The 17212-nt window shown below is 68.8% G+C and carries 14 protein-coding genes; 6 read left to right on the top strand and 8 right to left on the bottom strand.

What is annotated here, in order from left to right; genetic code table 11:
• The first annotated feature begins 21 nt into the window (after positions 1–21).
• From JZ791_RS02045 to JZ791_RS02025, 5 genes are read left to right on the top strand one after another with little or no spacing between them, the layout of a single operon-like run.
• Positions 22–1095 (top strand): LLM class flavin-dependent oxidoreductase, encoded by a 1074-nt coding sequence (locus tag JZ791_RS02045; RefSeq protein ID WP_216892382.1) that lies wholly within the window; start codon positions 22–24, stop codon positions 1093–1095.
• Entirely contained in the window at positions 1092–2111 is a 1020-nt protein-coding gene (locus JZ791_RS02040; RefSeq protein WP_308162720.1) for an ABC transporter permease, read from the top strand. Before JZ791_RS02045 ends, JZ791_RS02040 begins: the two co-directional genes overlap by 4 nt.
• Complete coding sequence (locus JZ791_RS02035) at positions 2108–2983, top strand: ABC transporter permease (protein WP_216892381.1); 876 nt, start codon at positions 2108–2110, stop codon at positions 2981–2983. The genes JZ791_RS02040 and JZ791_RS02035 overlap by 4 nt, the downstream gene beginning before the upstream one ends.
• A complete protein-coding gene (locus tag JZ791_RS02030; protein ID WP_216892380.1) occupies positions 2980–4623 on the top strand; it encodes a dipeptide ABC transporter ATP-binding protein in 1644 nt (547 codons plus the stop codon). Before JZ791_RS02035 ends, JZ791_RS02030 begins: the two co-directional genes overlap by 4 nt.
• Positions 4620–5753: an LLM class flavin-dependent oxidoreductase gene (locus tag JZ791_RS02025; RefSeq protein WP_216892379.1), complete on the top strand. Its 1134-nt coding sequence runs from the start codon at positions 4620–4622 to the stop codon at positions 5751–5753. The genes JZ791_RS02030 and JZ791_RS02025 overlap by 4 nt, the downstream gene beginning before the upstream one ends.
• 272 nt (positions 5754–6025) lie before the next feature.
• On the opposite strand, the gene JZ791_RS02020 is transcribed toward JZ791_RS02025, so the two are convergent.
• The 7 genes from JZ791_RS02020 to JZ791_RS01990 form a co-directional block, all read right to left on the bottom strand.
• Entirely contained in the window at positions 6026–7252 is a 1227-nt protein-coding gene (locus JZ791_RS02020; protein ID WP_216892378.1) for an arylsulfotransferase family protein, read from the bottom strand.
• A 128-nt stretch (positions 7253–7380) separates the two neighbouring features.
• Positions 7381–10068, bottom strand: a complete 2688-nt coding sequence (locus JZ791_RS02015; RefSeq protein ID WP_216892377.1) for a fumarate reductase/succinate dehydrogenase flavoprotein subunit — start codon at positions 10066–10068, stop codon at positions 7381–7383.
• Positions 10069–10096: 28 nt separating this feature from the next.
• Positions 10097–10843 carry an ABC transporter ATP-binding protein gene (locus tag JZ791_RS02010; protein WP_216892376.1) on the bottom strand — a complete coding sequence of 249 codons (747 nt, stop codon included), beginning with the start codon at positions 10841–10843 and terminating at the stop codon, positions 10097–10099.
• On the bottom strand, positions 10840–11682 hold the full coding sequence (locus tag JZ791_RS02005; protein WP_216892510.1) for an ABC transporter permease: 843 nt from the start codon (positions 11680–11682) through the stop codon (positions 10840–10842). The genes JZ791_RS02010 and JZ791_RS02005 overlap by 4 nt, the downstream gene beginning before the upstream one ends.
• 127 nt (positions 11683–11809) lie before the next feature.
• Positions 11810–13234: an ABC transporter substrate-binding protein gene (locus tag JZ791_RS02000; protein ID WP_216892375.1), complete on the bottom strand. Its 1425-nt coding sequence runs from the start codon at positions 13232–13234 to the stop codon at positions 11810–11812.
• A 12-nt stretch (positions 13235–13246) separates the two neighbouring features.
• Positions 13247–13474, bottom strand: coding sequence for a 4Fe-4S dicluster domain-containing protein (locus JZ791_RS01995; protein ID WP_216892374.1), 228 nt, complete (start codon positions 13472–13474; stop codon positions 13247–13249).
• Positions 13475–14242 carry a GntR family transcriptional regulator gene (locus JZ791_RS01990; protein ID WP_216892373.1) on the bottom strand — a complete coding sequence of 256 codons (768 nt, stop codon included), beginning with the start codon at positions 14240–14242 and terminating at the stop codon, positions 13475–13477.
• Between the two features lie 476 nt (positions 14243–14718).
• On the opposite strand from JZ791_RS01990, the gene JZ791_RS01985 reads away from it, so the two are divergent.
• Entirely contained in the window at positions 14719–16008 is a 1290-nt protein-coding gene (locus JZ791_RS01985) for an ROK family protein (RefSeq protein WP_216892372.1), read from the top strand.
• On the opposite strand, the gene JZ791_RS01980 is transcribed toward JZ791_RS01985, so the two are convergent.
• Positions 16005–17117: an FAD-dependent monooxygenase gene (locus JZ791_RS01980; protein WP_216892371.1), complete on the bottom strand. Its 1113-nt coding sequence runs from the start codon at positions 17115–17117 to the stop codon at positions 16005–16007. The genes JZ791_RS01985 and JZ791_RS01980 overlap by 4 nt on opposite strands.
• Between the last annotated feature and the right edge of the window lie 95 nt (positions 17118–17212).

The raw sequence follows: 17212 nt of genomic DNA, 5'->3' as shown, positions 1-17212 counted from the left end.
CCCGGCCGAGGAGGTGGTCACGTGAAATTCCTGCTGCTGACCCTCATCACGCATCAACCCGACCCGGTGACCGGCGCCGTCGAGAGCCCGGCGCAGCGCCTTCGCCGGGTAGTCGAGACTGCCGGGCTGGCCGAGGAACTCGGCTACGACGGCTTCGCCGTCGGTGAGCGGCACGAGGATCCGTTCATCTCCGCCGCACCCCCGGTGGTGCTCAGCCACATCGCCGCGGTGACCTCGCGGATCGCGCTGTTCACCGGGGTCACCACGCTGAGCCTGCTGGACCCGGTGCGGGCATTCGAGGACTATTCGACCCTGGACAACCTGTCCGGCGGCCGGCTGGAGTTGATCATCGGCAAGGGCAACGGTGCGGCACAGGCGAAGCTGTTCCATGTCACCGCGCAGGATCAGTGGGAGCGCAATCGCGAAGGGTACGAGCTGTTCCGGCGGCTGTGGGACAGTGACGAGGTCACCTGGGTCGGCCGGTTCCGGCCCTCGCTCACCGAGGCCAAGGCGCTGCCGCGGCCACTGCAGCGGCGACTGCGGATCTGGCACGGCAGCGCGACCAGCCGAGAGTCGGTCGAGTTGGCCGCGCGGTACGGCGATCCGCTGTTCTCGGCCAATGTGACGCATCCGATCGAGCCCTATGCCGCACTGATCGACCACTATCGGGAGCGGTGGGCCGAGCACGGCCACGACCCGGCGGAGGCGCTGATCGGGGCGGGGACGGCCGGGTTCCATGTCGCTCGGGATTCGCAGGCGGCGGTGCGGGCGTATCGGCCGATCTTCGAGGCCCGGCAGGCCGTGGCGCGCAAGCACGATCTGCCGATCGTGTTCGACTCCGTCGAGGACTTCGTCGACCGGAGCTCCGCACTGATCGGCAGTCCGCAGCAGGTGCTGGAGAAGGTGTTGCGCTATCACGAGCGATTCGGGCACGAGGTGATTCATCTCGCCGCCGACGGCGACGGGTTCACCCCCGCGCAGCATCGCGACAGCCTCGAGCTGTTCCAAGGCGAGGTGGCTCCGGTTCTGCGGCAACGGATCAAGAGCCGGCCGCTGGGTCTCGAGCGATACCTCGCCGAGGGGGCGGTGCGGTGAGCTCCACGGCCCGATATGTGATCTCGCGGCTGTCGCAGGCGATCGCGGTGTTGTGGGCGGCGTTCACCGTGTCGTTCGGTGTGCTGTACCTGCTGCCGGCGGATCCGGTCGCGCTGGCGGCCGGCGCGAATCCGGGCGTGCCCGTCGATCCGGCCGCGGTGGCCGCGATGCGGGCCCGCTACGGGCTGGACAAGCCGGTGTGGCAACAGTATTGGACAGCGCTGGAGCATGCCGTGCACGGCGATCTGGGGCATTCGTTCAGCACCGGTGAGTCCGTCACCGGGGCGCTCGGCGAGGCACTGCCCTCGACGCTGGCGCTGGCCGCGCTGGCACTGTGCCTGGCGGTGATCTTCGGCGGGGCGCTGGCGCTCGCCGCGGCCTACACCGAGCGGAAATGGCTGCGCGGGCTGCTCACCGCGCTGCCGCCGATCGGCGCCTCCGCGCCCACGTTCTGGGTGGGATTGCTTCTGCTACAGCTATTTTCGTTCCGGCTGCGGCTCTTTCCGGCATTCGGCGGCACCGGACTGCGGGGGACCGTGCTGCCCGCGGTGACGCTGGCGATACCGGTCGGCGCCGTCATGGCGCAGGTGCTCTACAGCGGTCTGATCGGTACATGGCGTCAGCCCTTCGTCGAGGTGGCGTTCGCCAAGGGCGCCTCGCGCTGGTGGGTGCAGACGCGCCATGTACTGCGGCCCGCGCTGGCGCCGACGCTGGCGGTCGCCGGCGTGTGGGTGGGTACGGTGCTGGCCGGGTCGGTAGTGGTGGAGACGGTGTTCTCGCGGGCCGGGATCGGGCGATTGACGCAGACGGCCGTACTGGCCGAGGATATTCCGGTCGTCCAGGGCGTGGTCATGCTGACGGCGCTGGCGTATGCGATCGTCAACCTCGCCGTCGACCTGATCCACCCGATCGTGGATCCCCGTGTGGCGCGGGACCTCGGCCGCAAGCGGGTGCCGCGGCAGTCGAACGCGGTGGCCCGCGAACGGGATCTTCATCGAGAAACTGTGCCGCGATGAGTGATTCGGTCTTGACGGCACGTCGCGAGTTTCGTGACGTGTTGAGCATCGATCCGGCGCGGGTCGGTAAGAGTGTGCGTGCCAGCGGGTTCACCGTACTTGCCGCGGCCTTTCTGCTGCTAGTGCTCGGCTGGGCAGCGGCCCCGTCGCTGTTCGCCGGAGGCGATCCGCTGCATGGCATTCCGGAGGAGAAGCTGCGTGCGCCCAGTGCGCGGCACTGGTTCGGCACCGACAATCTCGGTCGCGATCTCTACACGAGGGTCGTGCACGCCACCGAATTATCCCTCACCGCAACGATTGCCGCGGTCGCGATCGGCCTGATCGCCGGTGCGCTGGTGGGCCTGCTGGCCGGTTCGCTCGGCGGTGTGGTGGACGCGGCGCTGATGCGGATCATCGATGTGCTGCTGTCGATTCCGGAGCTGTTGAGCGCACTGGTACTGGTCACCGCGCTCGGATTCGGCACCCGCAATGTCGCGATCGCGGTCGGCGTCGCGCTGGTGCCGACCTTCGCGCGGGTCATGCGGGCCGAGGTGGTGCGGGTGCGGCGCGCACCCTATGTCGAGGCGGCCTTCGCCTCGGGGGTGCGCTGGCCCGCGGTGCTGATCCGCCATGTGCTGCGCACCGCGTACGCGCCGGTCGCGGCGTTGGCCGCCATCGAGTTCGGTGTGGCGGTGCTGGCGGTGTCGTCGCTGAGCTTCCTCGGGTACGGCGCGCCGCCGCCCACGCCGGAGTGGGGTTCGCTGATCTCCGGCGGGCGGGACTATCTGGCCGTCGCCTGGTGGATGACCACCTTGCCGGGCTTGGTCATCGTCGCGGTGGTGCTGGCCGCGCAACGGCTCGGCCGTGCCCTGGCCAGGGACGGTGACCGATGAGCGCCGCATCGCTCGCGGGCGAGCCGCTGCTGCGTGTGGCGGATCTGCGCGTGGAATACCGCGACGGCGGGCCGATCCCGGCCGTGGCGGGAGTGTCGCTGACGGTCTCGCAGGGGGAGACCGTCGCCCTGGTCGGTGAATCGGGTTCGGGGAAATCGACTCTCGCGCACGCGGTGCTCGGCCTGCCGGGCGGGGGCACGATCACGGGCGGGCGAATCGCCTTCGCCGGGCAGCGAATCGACAATGCGCCGGCGCGCACCGTGCGCGCGATACGCGGCGCCCGAATCGGTTTCGTACCGCAGGATCCCGGGACGGCGCTGAATCCGGTGCTGCGGGTGGGCGATCAGGTGGCCGAGGCACTGCGCATCCACGGCCTGGCGACCCGGCGCACGGGGAAGGCGCGGGCGGTGGAGATCCTCACCACGGCCGGATTGGATCGGCCGGAACTGCGTGCGCGGCAATATCCACAGGACCTGTCGGGCGGCCAGCGCCAGCGCGTGCTGATCGGCATCGCCCTGGCCTGCCATCCGGAGCTGGTGATCGCCGACGAGCCGACCAGTGCCCTGGACGTCACCGTGCAGCGCCGCATCCTGGACCATCTCGCCGCGCGTACCGCCGAATCCGGTACCGCGGTGCTGCTGATCACCCACGATCTGGGCGTGGCGGCCGATCGCGCCGATCGCATCGTGGTGATGCGCCGCGGTGAGATCGTCGAATCCGGCCCCACCGCACAGGTGCTGGGCGATCCGCGGCACGAATACACGCGGCGACTGCTGGATTCGGTGCCTACCCTGCACGCCGAGCCCAGGCCGCCGCGCCCGCCGACGGCGACGCCCCTGCTGGCGGCCACGAACCTGCGCCGGACGTTCCGGGTCGGCCCGCGCACCGAACTCGCGGCCGTCGACGAGGTCACAGTGCGTATCGATCGCGGCGAAACCCTCGCGCTGGTCGGCGAATCCGGCTCGGGCAAGACCACGACCGCCCGAATCCTGGCGCGGCTGGAGCGGCCCGACGCGGGCCGAATAACCCTCGACGGCCGGGACGTCACCGGGCTGCGCGGCGGTGCGCTGCGCGAATTCCGGCGCCGCGTGCAGGTCGTCTACCAGAACCCGTACGCCTCGCTGAATCCCGCGGTGAGTATCGGGCAGAGTATCGCCGAACCCCTGCGGGCCTTCGGAATCGGTGATCGCCGCGAGCGGGTGGCCGAACTGCTCGAGCAGGTGGCCCTGTCGCCGGAGCTGCGGGATCGGCGGCCCGCGGCCCTGTCCGGCGGGCAGCGCCAGCGCGTGGCGATCGCCCGTGCCCTGGCGCTGCGGCCGGACCTGGTGGTGCTCGACGAGCCGGTATCGGCCCTGGACGTCTCGGTGCAGGCGCAGATCCTCGATCTGCTGGAAGGACTGCAGCGCGAGCTGGGCCTGAGTTACCTGTTCATCTCTCACGATCTGGCCGTGGTGCGCCGGGTCAGCGACCGAGTGGCGGTCATGCGCGCCGGTCGAATCGTCGAAACCGCCGACACCGCAACACTGTTCGAGCATCCCGGCCACGAGTACACCCGCGAACTGCTCGCGGCGGTCCCGGGCGCGGTCCGGGAGCTCGCCATGCCCGAACGCCACAGCAGCGAAGGAGTACCCGTGTCATGACCATTCCGCTCTCCGTCCTGGATCTGTCCCCGGTCAGCGCGGGATCCACACCGCAGCAGGCCATCCGGAACACCATCGACCTGGCCCAGCGCGCCGAGGCCTGGGGATATCGGCGCTTCTGGCTCGCCGAACACCATTTCGTGCAGGTCGCCAGCGCGGCGCCGGCCACGCTGATCGGCCTGGTGGCCGCCGCCACCACGAGCATCCGGATCGGTTCGGCGGCCGTGCAATTGGGTCATCACACCGCGGCCTCGGTGGTGGAGGCCTTCGGGACGATCGATGCGCTGTATCCGGGGCGGGTGGATCTGGGGCTGGGCCGATCCGGTCATCGCGCCGATCAGTTCCGGTCGGCGGGGGTGCCCCCGGTGCGCATTCCGGATCGACCCGTCGAGGTGCGTGAGGGTGTGGTGATCCCGCCGCCGTTCAAGCCCGGACAGATGCTGGACACCTCTCGGCTGTCGGCGAGTCTGGCCGCGCTCACGCTGCCCGGCGCCCGGCCGGTGGAGTACACCGAACAGGTGGAGCAGATCCGCGCACTGCTGGCCGGAGACTTCCGGACACCCGAAGGTGTCGCACTGCACGCGATTCCGGGCGAGGGTGCGCAGGTGGAGCTGTGGCTGTTCGGCAGCAGCGGTGGCGAGAGCGCGCGGCTGGCCGGACGTCTGGGACTGCCCTTCGCGGCGAACTATCACGTCTCGCCCGGCACCATCCTGGAAACCGTTGCGGCATATCGGGAGTCGTTCCGCCCCTCGGAGCGGTACCCCAGGCCGTACGTGGTGGTCTCGGCGGATGTGGTCGTCGCCGAGGACCGTGCGACGGCCGAACACCTGGCCTCGACCTACGGGCATTGGGTGTACAGCATTCGCAGCGGGGCGGGCGCGGCGCATTATCAGGACCCGGATACCGCGGCGCCGCTGACCGATCAGCAGCGCAAGCTGGTGGAGGATCGGGTGAGCACCCAGTTCGTCGGCACTTCCGGTGCGGTGGCCGAGCGGCTGACCTCGCTGCAGCAGCTGACCGGTGCGGACGAGCTGGTCGTGACCAGTGTCGCGTACCGGCACGAGGATCGCCTCGCCTCACATCGCCTGCTGGCCCGCGAGTGGGGCCTGACGCACGTGCGCGCCGCGTAAGGCGCCGGCGGGCGTCCGGTGGCGGTTCTGGCGCTCGCCTTCGATCCCGACGGCATCGACGGCATCGACAAGCCGCCGGGCGCGCTCTGGATCCAGGCGCTGTCGATGCGCCGACCTGGCCCGGCTCTCCGCACGGGGCCAGATCGGCTTCGCCCTGATCACCGCGAGCGATGATGACCGCGACCGGTGGATCGAGTGGCACTGCGCGAAACTTCCGTCCAACGGCGATGATTCGGTGCTCGCATACGCCTGTGCCGAACCCGTCCGCTGAATCAGGCCGGGCTCGGCGCCCAATTCTCCAGGTAGGCGCGATACGTGCCCAGTGGCAGTGCGACGTCGTAGACCAGCGCGCCGGACGGGGAGAATTCCGAGATGTGCGGCGCCATGCCCCAGCCGACCAGGGTGTTGCCGTTCGGCAGGGCCTGGGCGTTGCCCATCGCGAAGGCGACGAGGTTGTCCGGGTGAACCTGATTGCGCACCAGGGTCGCCCGGTGCGCGGCGGGATCCAGGTGGATCCACTGCACACTGGACACACCCAGGGTCTGTTCACCGCTGGAGTTGTCGTTGAACAGCCGTACGGTATCGGGGCCGGCGAATTCGGCATCGTGCTGGAAGGCGAATTCGACGCCGGGGCCCAGTGCGAAGGTCGAACGCTTACCGCCGAGCTGCCAGTTGATCGCTCCGGTGTGTCTGTCGACGTCGTACACCGTTGAGGTGTCGCGCATCGAGATCAGCAGGTTCCCTTGGGGATCCAGGGCGATCGAATTCATGTGGTAGGGGTCGTAGACCGAGGAACCGGGCGACGAACTGGCCGAGGTGGTGTCGGTCAGCGGGACGTGCTGGGCCGCGCTCCACTGGAACAGCACCCTCTTGGTGGCGACGTCGACCACCGAGGCGACGGTGTCGTACATCTTGCCGTTCTTCGGGCCGCCGATCGAGCTCAGGTCGACGCCGTCGATCTCCCGGTACGAGGTGATCAGCGCGCGCCCGTCGGGGGTCAATCGGAATTCGTGCGCGTCCGAGGTCAATCCGTTACCGGCGTCGAGGGTTTCGAAGATATGCCCGTGCTCGTCGGCGATGTAGTCGGTGCCCGAGCCGTGCCCGCCGATCGTGTCGCCCTGCCACCAGGTGAGCACGGGCTTTCCCTGATAGGTCTGGGTGCGGAAATTCGACACGCCCTGTCCCTTGGGCGGGGTATAGCGCCAGACCTCGTGCCCGGAGGCATCCATGACGACGTTGGCCTGCTGAGCCTGGGGCAGACCCGACAGCGCCTCCCCCAATCCCGGTATCAACGCCGCCGCACTCATACCGGTCGTGTAGTAGATGTACCCCGGGCTCGCGCCGGGCTGGTTCACATCGACGGTGTAGTTCAGCGCACCGACCGGATTGCTGGGCAGTGGCGCCGCGGCGGCCTGCGGCGCCAGGGCGGCGGCGCCCAGCGCGATCGACGTCGCGGCCAAGACGGCGCCGCGCCGGATGCGGTGGGGTTTCCCGGTCATGCGTGTCTCCTAGGTCCGGAAGCTTCCTAGCAAGGCTAATGAATACCGCGCGGTAGCGTACCCCGCGACTTTGAGGGCAGTCTGTGGATGACACGCAGGCTAGAGTTCTGGTAAATGCGCAGGTCCGGCTATTCCAGTGCGCGGCGCGCATAGGCGCGCACATCGGCGTCGGAATCGGTGACGGCCTGTCGTAACGCGGTGCGCGCGCCCTCGTCCCGTGGCCAGGCGCCCAGCGTCAGCACGGCGGCCTTGCGCACATCGGGATGTGGATCGGCCAGCGCCCCGTGCAGCGGATCGGCCGCGAGGACCGGCCCTAGACCGGCCCATCCACGGACCGCGCCCTCGCGCACCTGCCAGGCCGAATCGGCCAGGGCCGCGGTGAGCGCGGTCGCGTCCTGTGGTCCGCCGAGTCGCGCGAGAGCACTCAGCGCTGCGGCCCGCACCAGCGGATCGCGATCGACGGTCAGGGCCCGGACCGTATCCGCGCCGCCGTGCCCGATGGTCGCCAGGCCGAGGGCGGCGGCGATGCGGACCTCGCGGTTCTCGTCGTGTGCCGCGGTCGTGAGCGTGCTCCAGTCGTCGATGGATACCAACGCCCGCACACCCTCGATCCGCACATGATGATCGGTGTCGGTCACGGCCTTGCCGAACAGGTCCGCCGAGCCGGATCGCAACGCCCGCAACAGATCCACCACTCCGGCGCGCACCTGTGGATCGACGGAGTCGGCGTGGTCGGCCAAACCTGTTGTGGCGGGGAGGATCTCGACCAATTCTCGCAATCCCGCGAGTGCGGCGGCGCGCACCGCGCCGTCGGGGTCGGCCAGCACGGCGATGAGCGATTCGGAAAACCCCTCGGGGGTCCCTTCGGTCAGCGCCGATACCGCCGTGGCGCGCACCCGGGGATCCGGATCCTCGAGATACGACGTCAACTCTGCGACCGTCGGCGAATCCAGGCTCAGCAGTTGCGCAATGCGCGGCGCGGTGCGCACCGGCGCTGCGGCGACGTCCTTGGCTCGAGTGCGCACGGTACCGCTGGAGGCGGTGCGTGCCGGACCCGTGACGAGGTCGGGCTGCGCGACCGGCACGACGGTGTCCGCGCCGCTCGGCTGCGTGGAGAATTCGGGCACAGGGACGAAATACGGTGCGACGGGCCGCTTCAGGAATTCCATCGTCCCGTCGTGCCGCTTGCGCAGGTTCAGGTGATAGTTCCACTGCGCGTCGTCGCGTTCGGGCAGATCGGACCGTTCGTGATAGAGGCCCCAGCGGGATTCGGTGCGAGTGAGTGACGATCGGGCCGCCATCTCCGCGCAGTCGCGGATGAAGCTCACCTCCGCGCACCGCATGAGCTCATGGGGCGTGTCCGCACCCATGGCGGTGATCTCCGCGCGCATCCGCTCGAACGTCTCGACCGCGAGCGACAGCTTGGTCGCCGTCTTGGGCGGCGCCACATAGTCGTTGACGAAGCGGCGCAGCTTGTATTCCACCTGTGGCTGCGGCGGGCCGTCCGGATTGCGCAGCGGCCGGTAGATCAGTTCATGCGCCGCGGCCAGCTGGTCCGCCGGAAGTTCCTGCGGTACCGCGACATCGGCGCAGCTCGCGGCGGCGTCCTCGCCGGCCAGATCGCCGAAGACGAAGGCGCCGATCATGTAGTTGTGCGGTACGCAGGCCAGATCACCGGCCGCGTACAGTCCGGGCACGGTGGTGCGGGCATGTTCGTCGACCCACACCCCCGATGCGGAATGCCCACTGCACAAGCCGATTTCGGAGATGTGCATCTCGATGTCGTGAGTGCGGTAGTCGTGGCCCCGATTGGCGTGGAAGGTGCCTCGGGTGGGCCGCTCGGTGGTGTGCAGAATCCCTTCCAGCGCGGTGAGCGTCTCGTCGGGCAGGTGCGAGACCTTGAGATAGATCGGGCCGCGCGCGGATTCGATCTCGTGTTTGACCTCGCTCATCATCTGGCCTGACCAATAGTCGGAGTCGACGAACCGCTCGCCGCGCGCGTTCACCTGGTAGCCGCCGAAGGGGTTGGCGACGTAGGCGCACGCAGGTCCGTTGTAGTCCTTCATCAGCGGGTTGATCTGGAAGCATTCGATGCCCGACAATTCGGCGCCGGCGTGGTATGCCATCGAGTATCCGTCGCCCGCATTCGTCGGATTCTCGTATGTTCCGTACAGATAGCCCGAGGCCGGCAGACCCAGTCGCCCGCACGGACCGGTCGCCAGGATCACCGCCTTCGCACCCACCGCGACGAATTCGCCGGTGCGAGTGTGCAATGCGGCGGCGCCGACCGCGCGGCCGTCCTCGGTCAGCACCCGCACCGGCATCAGACGGTTCTCGATCCGGATCCGCTCGCGCATCTTGCGTTGCCGCAGCACGCGATACAGCGCCTTCTTCACGTCCTTGCCCTCGGGCATCGGCAGCACATAGGAACCGGAACGGTGCACCCGCCGGACCGCGTATTCGCCGTAGGCGTCCTTCTCGAATTTCACCCCGTAGCGCTCGAGCCGCTGCACCATCGCGAAGCCGCGGGTCGCGGTCTGATAGACGGTGCGCTGGTTGACGATTCCGTCGTTGGCCCGGGTGATCTCGGCGACGTAGTCCTCCGGATCGGCCTTGCCGGGGATGACGGCGTTGTTGACCCCGTCCATGCCCATCGCCAGGGCGCCGGAGTGGCGTACGTGCGCCTTCTCCAGCAGCAGCACATTCGCGCCCCGTTCGGCGGCGGTCAGGGCGGCCATGGTGCCCGCGGTGCCGCCGCCGATCACCAGCACATCGCAATCGAGCCGGAGGGTATCGGCAAGGTCGGGAATATTCATCGGCACACTCCTGGAAGGGGGATGGATCTCAGGCTGCTCGATCATCCGAATGCCCGAGTGCGGCAAGAATTTCCGCGCGAGCGGCGGACCGATCGACGCCACTGGCCCGGGGCTGCGGCACCTCCAGCAGCGTGCGCAGTCCCTGCGCGCCGCCGCCGAGCACCGCGACTCGATCGCCGAGCAGCAGTGCCTCGTCCACATCGTGGGTCACGAAAACCACGGTGACCGGGTGGGTTTGCCAGGTCTGCAGGAGCAGGCGCTGCATGGCCGCACGGGTCGGGGTGTCCAGCGCGCCGAACGGTTCGTCCATCAGTGCGGCGCGCGGGGCGCCGGCCAGCCCGCGGGCCAGCTGGACCCGCTGGCGCATGCCGCCGGAGAGGTTCTTCGGAAGGTAATCGCCGAAGCCGGTGAGCTCGACCTCCTCGATCCAGCGCTGCGCCCGTTCGCGCCGCCCGGCCCGCGGCACGCCGCGCAGCTTCAGCGCCAGCTCGATATTGGATCGTACTGTGCGCCAAGGCAACAGCGCGTTGTCCTGGAACACCATCGCCCGATCGCGCGAGGGCCCGGTGATCTCGGCGCCGTCGGCGAGTATCCGGCCCGATCGCGGCCGCAGCAGCCCGGCCAGCGCCCGTAACGCCGTCGACTTGCCGCAGCCCGATGGTCCGGTGAGCACCAGGATTTCGCCCGGGCGGACCTCCAGGGTCAGCTCGGTCAGGACCGCGGGACCGGCGTAGGACAGCTCGACCCGGTCCAACCGCAGTTCGAGTGCGTTCATTTCGCCACCTCGCCCGCGCGCGGCAGCCAGCGCGTCACGCGGCGGCCGAGCAGTTCCACCGCGGCCGAGGTGCCGAAGCCCAGCAGGCCGATGGTGATGATGCCGACGAATACGCCCGGATAGTCCACGATCGTGTAGGCCTGCCAGGTGCGGTACCCGACACCCAGACGACCGGAGATCATTTCGGCCGATACCACGCAGATCCACGCGACGCCGATGCCGACCGACAGGCCGCTGAACACACCGGGCAGGCTGCCGGGCAATACCACCCGCAGCAGCACGTCCCATCGGCCGCCGCCGAGCGTGCGCACCGAGTCCTCCCAGATCGTCGGCAGTGCCCGCACCGCGTGCCGTGTGCTCACCATGATCGGGAAGTACGCGGCCAGGAAGGTGATGAACACGATCCCGGCCTCGTCGGTGGGGAACATCAGGATCGCCACGGGCACGATCGCGATCGCCGGGATCGGGCGGGCGAGTTCGGTGAGCGGCCCGAGGATATCGGCGGCCAGCCGCGAACGGCCCAGCGCCACACCGGATACCACGCCCAAGGCGGCCGCGAGGACGAATCCGGTGAGAATACGAATCAGCGACTGCCCCAGATCGAGCCAGTACGTCTGGGTCCCGAGCTGATGTTCGAAGGCGCGCAGGATCTGGGTCACCGTCGGGAGGGTGTCGAAACGCACCCAGAGCCGAATATGGTCGGCGGTCAGCACCTGCCACACCACGATCGCTCCGACGACGGCGGCCAGGCGGATGGTCCTGGACTGCCATTTGCGAGCCCGAGTGCCGGGGGCCGTTACGGGCGAGGGGAATTCGGCGCTCGCCGGATCCTTCTCCAGGGTAGGGGCAGGGATAATCGTGTCGGCGCCCGGTGCGGGGCGTACAGCGGTTTCGCTCACGACTGCACCTCGCTGGCGCTCGGCTCCGTCGTGCGCGAGGCGCGCTGTATTGATGGGTTCGCTCCGCTCACGCTCCGACCTCCCCGACCGCCTGCTCGTACGACAGGGGAACCCCGCCGGGATGCTGTGTGCGGTACCGCTGCACGGCGGCCTGCGTGGTGAACGGCAGATAGGTGCTCCCGTCGCGCACCCACAGCGCCTTGTCCGCGAACCACCGCGTGCCCAGTTCGGCGTCGGGCACATACGCCGCGCGCACCTTCTTGCCCTGTGCCTGAGCCTGTTTCACCGCGCGCAGCAGGCTGGTCGGGTCGGCGTACGGCTGCGTGGCGTCCTGTCCGTCCAGCCAGAGTTCCGAGGCCGACGCCGGATCGGTCACGGGCTTGCCGGTGATCGGGTCGGTGCCGGTGATCGGCGCGGGATCGGTGAAGTTCGCCACCGCGGTGTCGTAATTCAGGCCGCGTTCGGTGTAGGCCTTGCGCAGCGGCGCGTCGTTCGCGAACCCGTCGATGTTCAGGTCGGCGAAGTCCCCGATCGACTTCAAATACGGCAGATCACCCTTCAGCGCCTGGATCAGCTGCGGCTTCAGCGGGGCGTCGAACGAGATACCGCCCGGCCCGTTGTACAGGTAGACGACCTCCTCCGGCAGTCCGGAGCCGTCGGCGACGAGTTTCGCCGCCTGCAGCGGCTGCCGATGCAAAAAGTCGGTGGCGTCCAGCTGCGCCTGTAAAAAGGCATCGAGCACCTCGGGATGCTGTGTCGCGTAATCGCGCCGGGCCACCACGCCGTGAAAGGTGGGCACATTCAATTCCGCGCCGTCGTAGAGCAGCTTCGCCTTGTTCTGGAATACCAGCAGACCCGGCCACGCCACGAATTGCGACAATGCCTGCACCTGGCCGGATTGCAGCGCCGACGCACCGATCTGCGGCTGCTGGTTGAGCACCTCGACGCCCGACTTGGGATTTATTCCGCTGCGGCTCAACGCCTGCCGCAGCAGCCCGTCGCTGGCCGAGCCGACGCTCGACGACACCTTCTTACCGGCCAGGTCTGCCACCGATCTGATCGGCGAATCCTGGCTCTCCACAATCATGTTCAGCGAGCCGCGCGGCTGATAACCGGTGACCGAGACCAATTCGGTGCGCGCATGCGAGTCGGCCTGGGTGCGTGAGCCGTTGATCAGCAGCGGATAGTCGCCCATCGAGCCGATATCGATCTTCTCCGCGACCATTTGCGCGGTGATGGGTGCGCCGGTGTCGTAATCCTGCCACTCGACCTGATATTTCGGCCCGCCGCCGGCGGTGATCTTAGCGAGGCGCTGTTCCAGAAAGCCTTTCGCCTTCAGTAGCGTGCCCGCGGTGACGGTATTGATGGTCTTGGACTGATAACCGATGATGACCCGGACGGTATTGCCGGAGGTCGCGTTGTCCAGCGAGCAGCCCGCGGCCGTCAGTGCCAGAACGGCGATCGCCACGGTAAAGCGATGGCGGTACTTCATGTTTTTCCTCGATCAGCGCAATAAATAGGGCATATTCACGGTGACGGCGCCCGTGGGACAGCGGGCAGCACAGGGGCCGCAGTACCAACACTCGTCGACGTGCATGTACGCCTTACCGTTATCGGGGTTGATCGCCAGGGAATCGAGCGGGCAGATCTCGACACACAGGGTGCAGCCCTGAATACAGAGGGATTCGTCGATCGTCACCGGGACGTCGGTTCGCTGGTTCACCAGGGCCATTCAGATCAGCCTCCAATCGCTGGTTTCGGATGGTCGAACTAGGCTGCCGCGCATGGTGATCCGGTCGCCGCGCAGACGGATGTACTCCAGATCCACCGGACGCCCGTCCTCCAGTCGGGTCAGCCGTTCCAGTAGCAACAGCGCACCGCCCTCGGGCATCTGCAGCGCCGCGGCCGAGTGTGGGTCGGCGGTGATCGCCTCCAGCACCAGATCGGCCGAGCCGAGCGGGCCGCCGGCGATCTGTTCGATGAGCGCGAACACGTCGTTGGACTCGAGGTCGCGGGCGATCACCGGATCCCCGATATCGGGCACGAGATAGGTCAGATCCAGGCTCAGCGGCAGATCGCCGAGGTAGCGGAGCCGTTCGATATAGACGGCCTGCTCGCCCGGCGACAGGTGCAGGCGGCGCGCGACCGCGGGCGGCGGCGTCACATGTGTCGCGACCCGTACCTCGTTGCGCACCTCGCCGTGACCGCGCAGGGTCTCTTTGAGACCGCGCAGCGCGTCCAGACCGTGTTCGTACTTGCGCTGGGCCACATGGGTGCCGACCTTGGGCGCGCGATCGATCAGGCCCTCGTCCCGCAGCAGCGCGAGGGAATCGCGGATCGTGTTGCGGGAGACCGTGAACTCCGCGGCCAGTTCGGATTCGGCGGGCAGGGCGTGATCGAAGGCTCCGCCGTGGATCTGCTGGCGCAGCACATCGGCGACCTGGCGGGCCCGATCGGCCCGGCGTACGGGTGGGGACAGCGGCACCGGTTGCGGCGTCACGTTCTCTCCTTCCGCCGTTGACCTGCGATTTGTGACTGTATCGGGGGTGTCGCGGCGCGGCGGGCGCCCGCGGCGGCGGCGCCGGGACGCGCCCGGGATTGCGCCGCCCACTGTTCGGCCCTGGCCTGCGGTAGACAGGGGTGCGGCGGGCCATTGCGCCACCCGCAGACCCGGGGCGCAGGTTCGAATCACACTGAGCGAAATGCATGCAGACCGACCGGTCTGGCGTCCTTCGGACATGGGATGATAACGTTCTGAACCATGTCCCCCAGCCGACCGAATGCCGCAGAGGTCACGTACATGACCGTCGCGCTCGGCGTCCGGCTGCCGCGACAGCGGGAGCTGTGTTGCTCTCGGTCGCGCAGCTGAGAACCGCTCCACGCCCTGTTTCGACAGTTTCGGGCCCTTCCGGCTGCCTTGTTCGATCCTCGACAGATCTGTCCCGCGACCCGGGACCACAACAAGGATTCCGTATTATGACGAGCCCCACCCTCGAGCGTCCGTCCTCCTCTTCCACCGCTGTACAGACCCGTGGCGCCAATCAAAACCGTGGCGCCGCGCGGCCCGCGGTGCCCCCGGAACTGCGCATCGCCGACAACCCGGCGGCCGCGGTGCTCCGATCCGCGACACGTGGACCGATCTTCCGTGACTCTGCCGCGCAGACAACGGGTTTGAGTATAGCCACAGTGAATCGCCAAGTGTCGTCGCTGCTTTCGGTCGGACTATTGCGAGAACGCGCCGACCGCACGGCATCCGGCGCGGTCGGCCGCCCGCGCATACCGTTCGAAGTCGATACCGACACCTACGCCACCATCGGTGTGCACATCGGCGCGACGGTGACCAGGATCATCGCCGCCGACCTGTCCGGCCGCATCCTGGGCGGTCTGGAGATCGCCACCCCGCAGGTCGGCCAGGACGCCGCGCTGACCATCATCGCCCGCAGCGCCAAGGCCTTCCTGGATCGCCTGCCGCGCCGCCGCCCGCTGTGGACCGGGGTCGCGCTGGCCGGGCGGGTCGATGCCGCCACCGGTGTGGTCGATCATCCGCGGCTCGGCTGGCAGGGCGCACCGGTCGCCGCGGTCTTCGGCGCGGTCCTGGACCTGCCGGTCTCGGTCTCCGCACACGTGGAGGCGATGGCGGCGGCCGAACTGCTGCTGGGGCCGGGCGATGAACAGCGTCCGGGCAGCAGCCTCTACATCTACGTCCGTGAGACCGCCGGTATCGCGGTCACCCTGCACGATCGCGTGCACACCCCGGCCAGCGGCCCGGGTTCGATCGCACACCTGCCCACCGGCTCGTCGGTCGAATGCACCTGCGGCCGGACCGGCTGCCTGGAGGCCACCGCGGGTGAGGCCGCGCTGCTCGGGCGCGCCATGCGCGCGGGCATCGTGCCCAAGCGGGAGGCGCCGCGCCGCCCGGTGATCGCCGACCTGTATCGGGCCGCGGAGTCCGGATCGGAGCCCGCGCGCGAACTGCTGCTCGAGCGCGCCGAAATTCTGGGCCGCACAGCCGCTTTGATCCGCGACATGTTCAATCCGGATCGGGTCGTGCTGGGCGGCCAGGCATTCACCGGGTACCGTCCCGGAGTCGACCGGGTGGCACAGGCATTCGCGAAGAACACCGCCCTGCCGCCCGCCGATCTGCGGATCAGCCGTTTCGGCGGCCGGGTCCAGGAGCATGCCGCCGGGGTCACCTCGCTGAGCGTCTTCTACGCCGATCCGCTCTCGGCCATGCGCCGGGCCACGCGTTCGGCGGGGCGCGCCTAACGACGCAGCAGACGTGTCGCGGTGTTGCGCATCGCGATGGCCGTACGCGTTCTCGGCACCAGAAACCGGCCCGCGACGGCGAACCCGCGCAGCTTCGAGGCGACCAGCTCGCGGTGGCGCTGTTCGTAGCGTTGTAGCGCGCCGGAGGTATCGCCGGGTGTGCGGGCCAGTTCCTCGGCCAGCGTGTGCGCGCCCGCGATCGCCAGCGTGGAGCCGTCGCCGAACAGCGACAGGCTCGAGGCCGCGTCGCCGACCAGTGTGATGCGGCCGTTCGCCCAGTGCGGCAACCGAACCCGGCTGACCGAGTCGAAATACAGGTCCTCGGCCGCGTTCACCTGGTCGACGAATTCTTCGTACCCGCCGAGCTGTCCGGCGTACGCCTGGGTGACCAGGCGCTTGTGCAGGGCGAGGTCGCGATGGTCGAAGCCGGGCACCGCGGGATGCCGGAACATGAACGCCGCCATCGGAATACCGGTCGTCGGGTGTACGGCCAGGGCTCGGCCGGGCAGGTTGACCATTGCCACGGTGCGATCGTCGGCGATCAGGCGATCGACCCGCAGGGTGGCCACGAACATGCCCATGTGCTGAACGAATTCGGATTCGGGGCCGAATGCCAGCCGCCGCACGGTCGAATGCAACCCGTCGGCGCCGACGACGAGATCGAAATGTGCGGGGGCGCCCCGTTCGAAGGTCGCCTCGACGCCACCGCCGGTCTGGGTGAGTCCGGTGATCGTGTCGCCCCAGCGGATTTCGGCGTGGTCGCGCGCGGCCGCCAGCAGGATCGCGGCGAGGTCGGCCCGTGCGATCTCCACCTCACGCTCGCCCGCGGAGTCCTGAAATGCCGATGTGCTCACCGCGGCCCGCTCACGCCCCGTCACGTCCAGGAAGGTGAGCCGGTTCACGGTTGTCGCCGCGGCCCGCAACTGCGACATGATGCCCATCTGCTCGGCGACCGCGACCGCCGGACCCTTGACATCGACCGGGTTACCGCTGGAGCGCTGCCCGGCGGCGCGCTCCACCACGGTCACCGCGAATCCGTGCAGCGCCAGCCAATATGCCAAGGTCGAGCCCCCGACGCCGGCGCCGGAGATCAGTACGCTGCTGCCCATTTCACACCTCCAGAGCAAGCGGACGAATTTCGTCCGCTTATTCGACGGTACAGTAAGCGGAGGAATTTCGTCCACTTGTTTACCGCTCGTTCCGG

The sequence above is a fragment of the Nocardia alni genome (assembly GCF_019038435.1).
Taxonomy (GTDB): Bacteria; Actinomycetota; Actinomycetes; order Mycobacteriales; family Mycobacteriaceae; genus Nocardia; species Nocardia alni.
The sequence above is the reverse complement of the archived record's forward strand: the minus strand, read 5'-3'. Positions and strand labels throughout refer to the sequence as shown.

Bases quoted from the DNA above. Each gene is read 5' to 3' on its own strand.
- JZ791_RS02000 (WP_216892375.1), bottom strand. From the start codon at position 13,234: ATGAAGTACCGCCATCGCTTTACCGTGGCGATCGCCGTTCTGGCACTG.
- JZ791_RS02030 (WP_216892380.1), top strand. From the start codon at position 2,980: ATGAGCGCCGCATCGCTCGCGGGCGAGCCGCTGCTGCGTGTGGCGGAT.
- JZ791_RS02015 (WP_216892377.1), bottom strand. From the start codon at position 10,068: ATGAATATTCCCGACCTTGCCGATACCCTCCGGCTCGATTGCGATGTG.
- JZ791_RS01995 (WP_216892374.1), bottom strand. From the start codon at position 13,474: ATGGCCCTGGTGAACCAGCGAACCGACGTCCCGGTGACGATCGACGAA.
- JZ791_RS01980 (WP_216892371.1), bottom strand. From the start codon at position 17,117: ATGGGCAGCAGCGTACTGATCTCCGGCGCCGGCGTCGGGGGCTCGACC.
- JZ791_RS02020 (WP_216892378.1), bottom strand. From the start codon at position 7,252: ATGACCGGGAAACCCCACCGCATCCGGCGCGGCGCCGTCTTGGCCGCG.
- JZ791_RS02035 (WP_216892381.1), top strand. From the start codon at position 2,108: ATGAGTGATTCGGTCTTGACGGCACGTCGCGAGTTTCGTGACGTGTTG.
- JZ791_RS01985 (WP_216892372.1), top strand. From the start codon at position 14,719: ATGACGAGCCCCACCCTCGAGCGTCCGTCCTCCTCTTCCACCGCTGTA.
- JZ791_RS02025 (WP_216892379.1), top strand. From the start codon at position 4,620: ATGACCATTCCGCTCTCCGTCCTGGATCTGTCCCCGGTCAGCGCGGGA.
- JZ791_RS02010 (WP_216892376.1), bottom strand. From the start codon at position 10,843: ATGAACGCACTCGAACTGCGGTTGGACCGGGTCGAGCTGTCCTACGCC.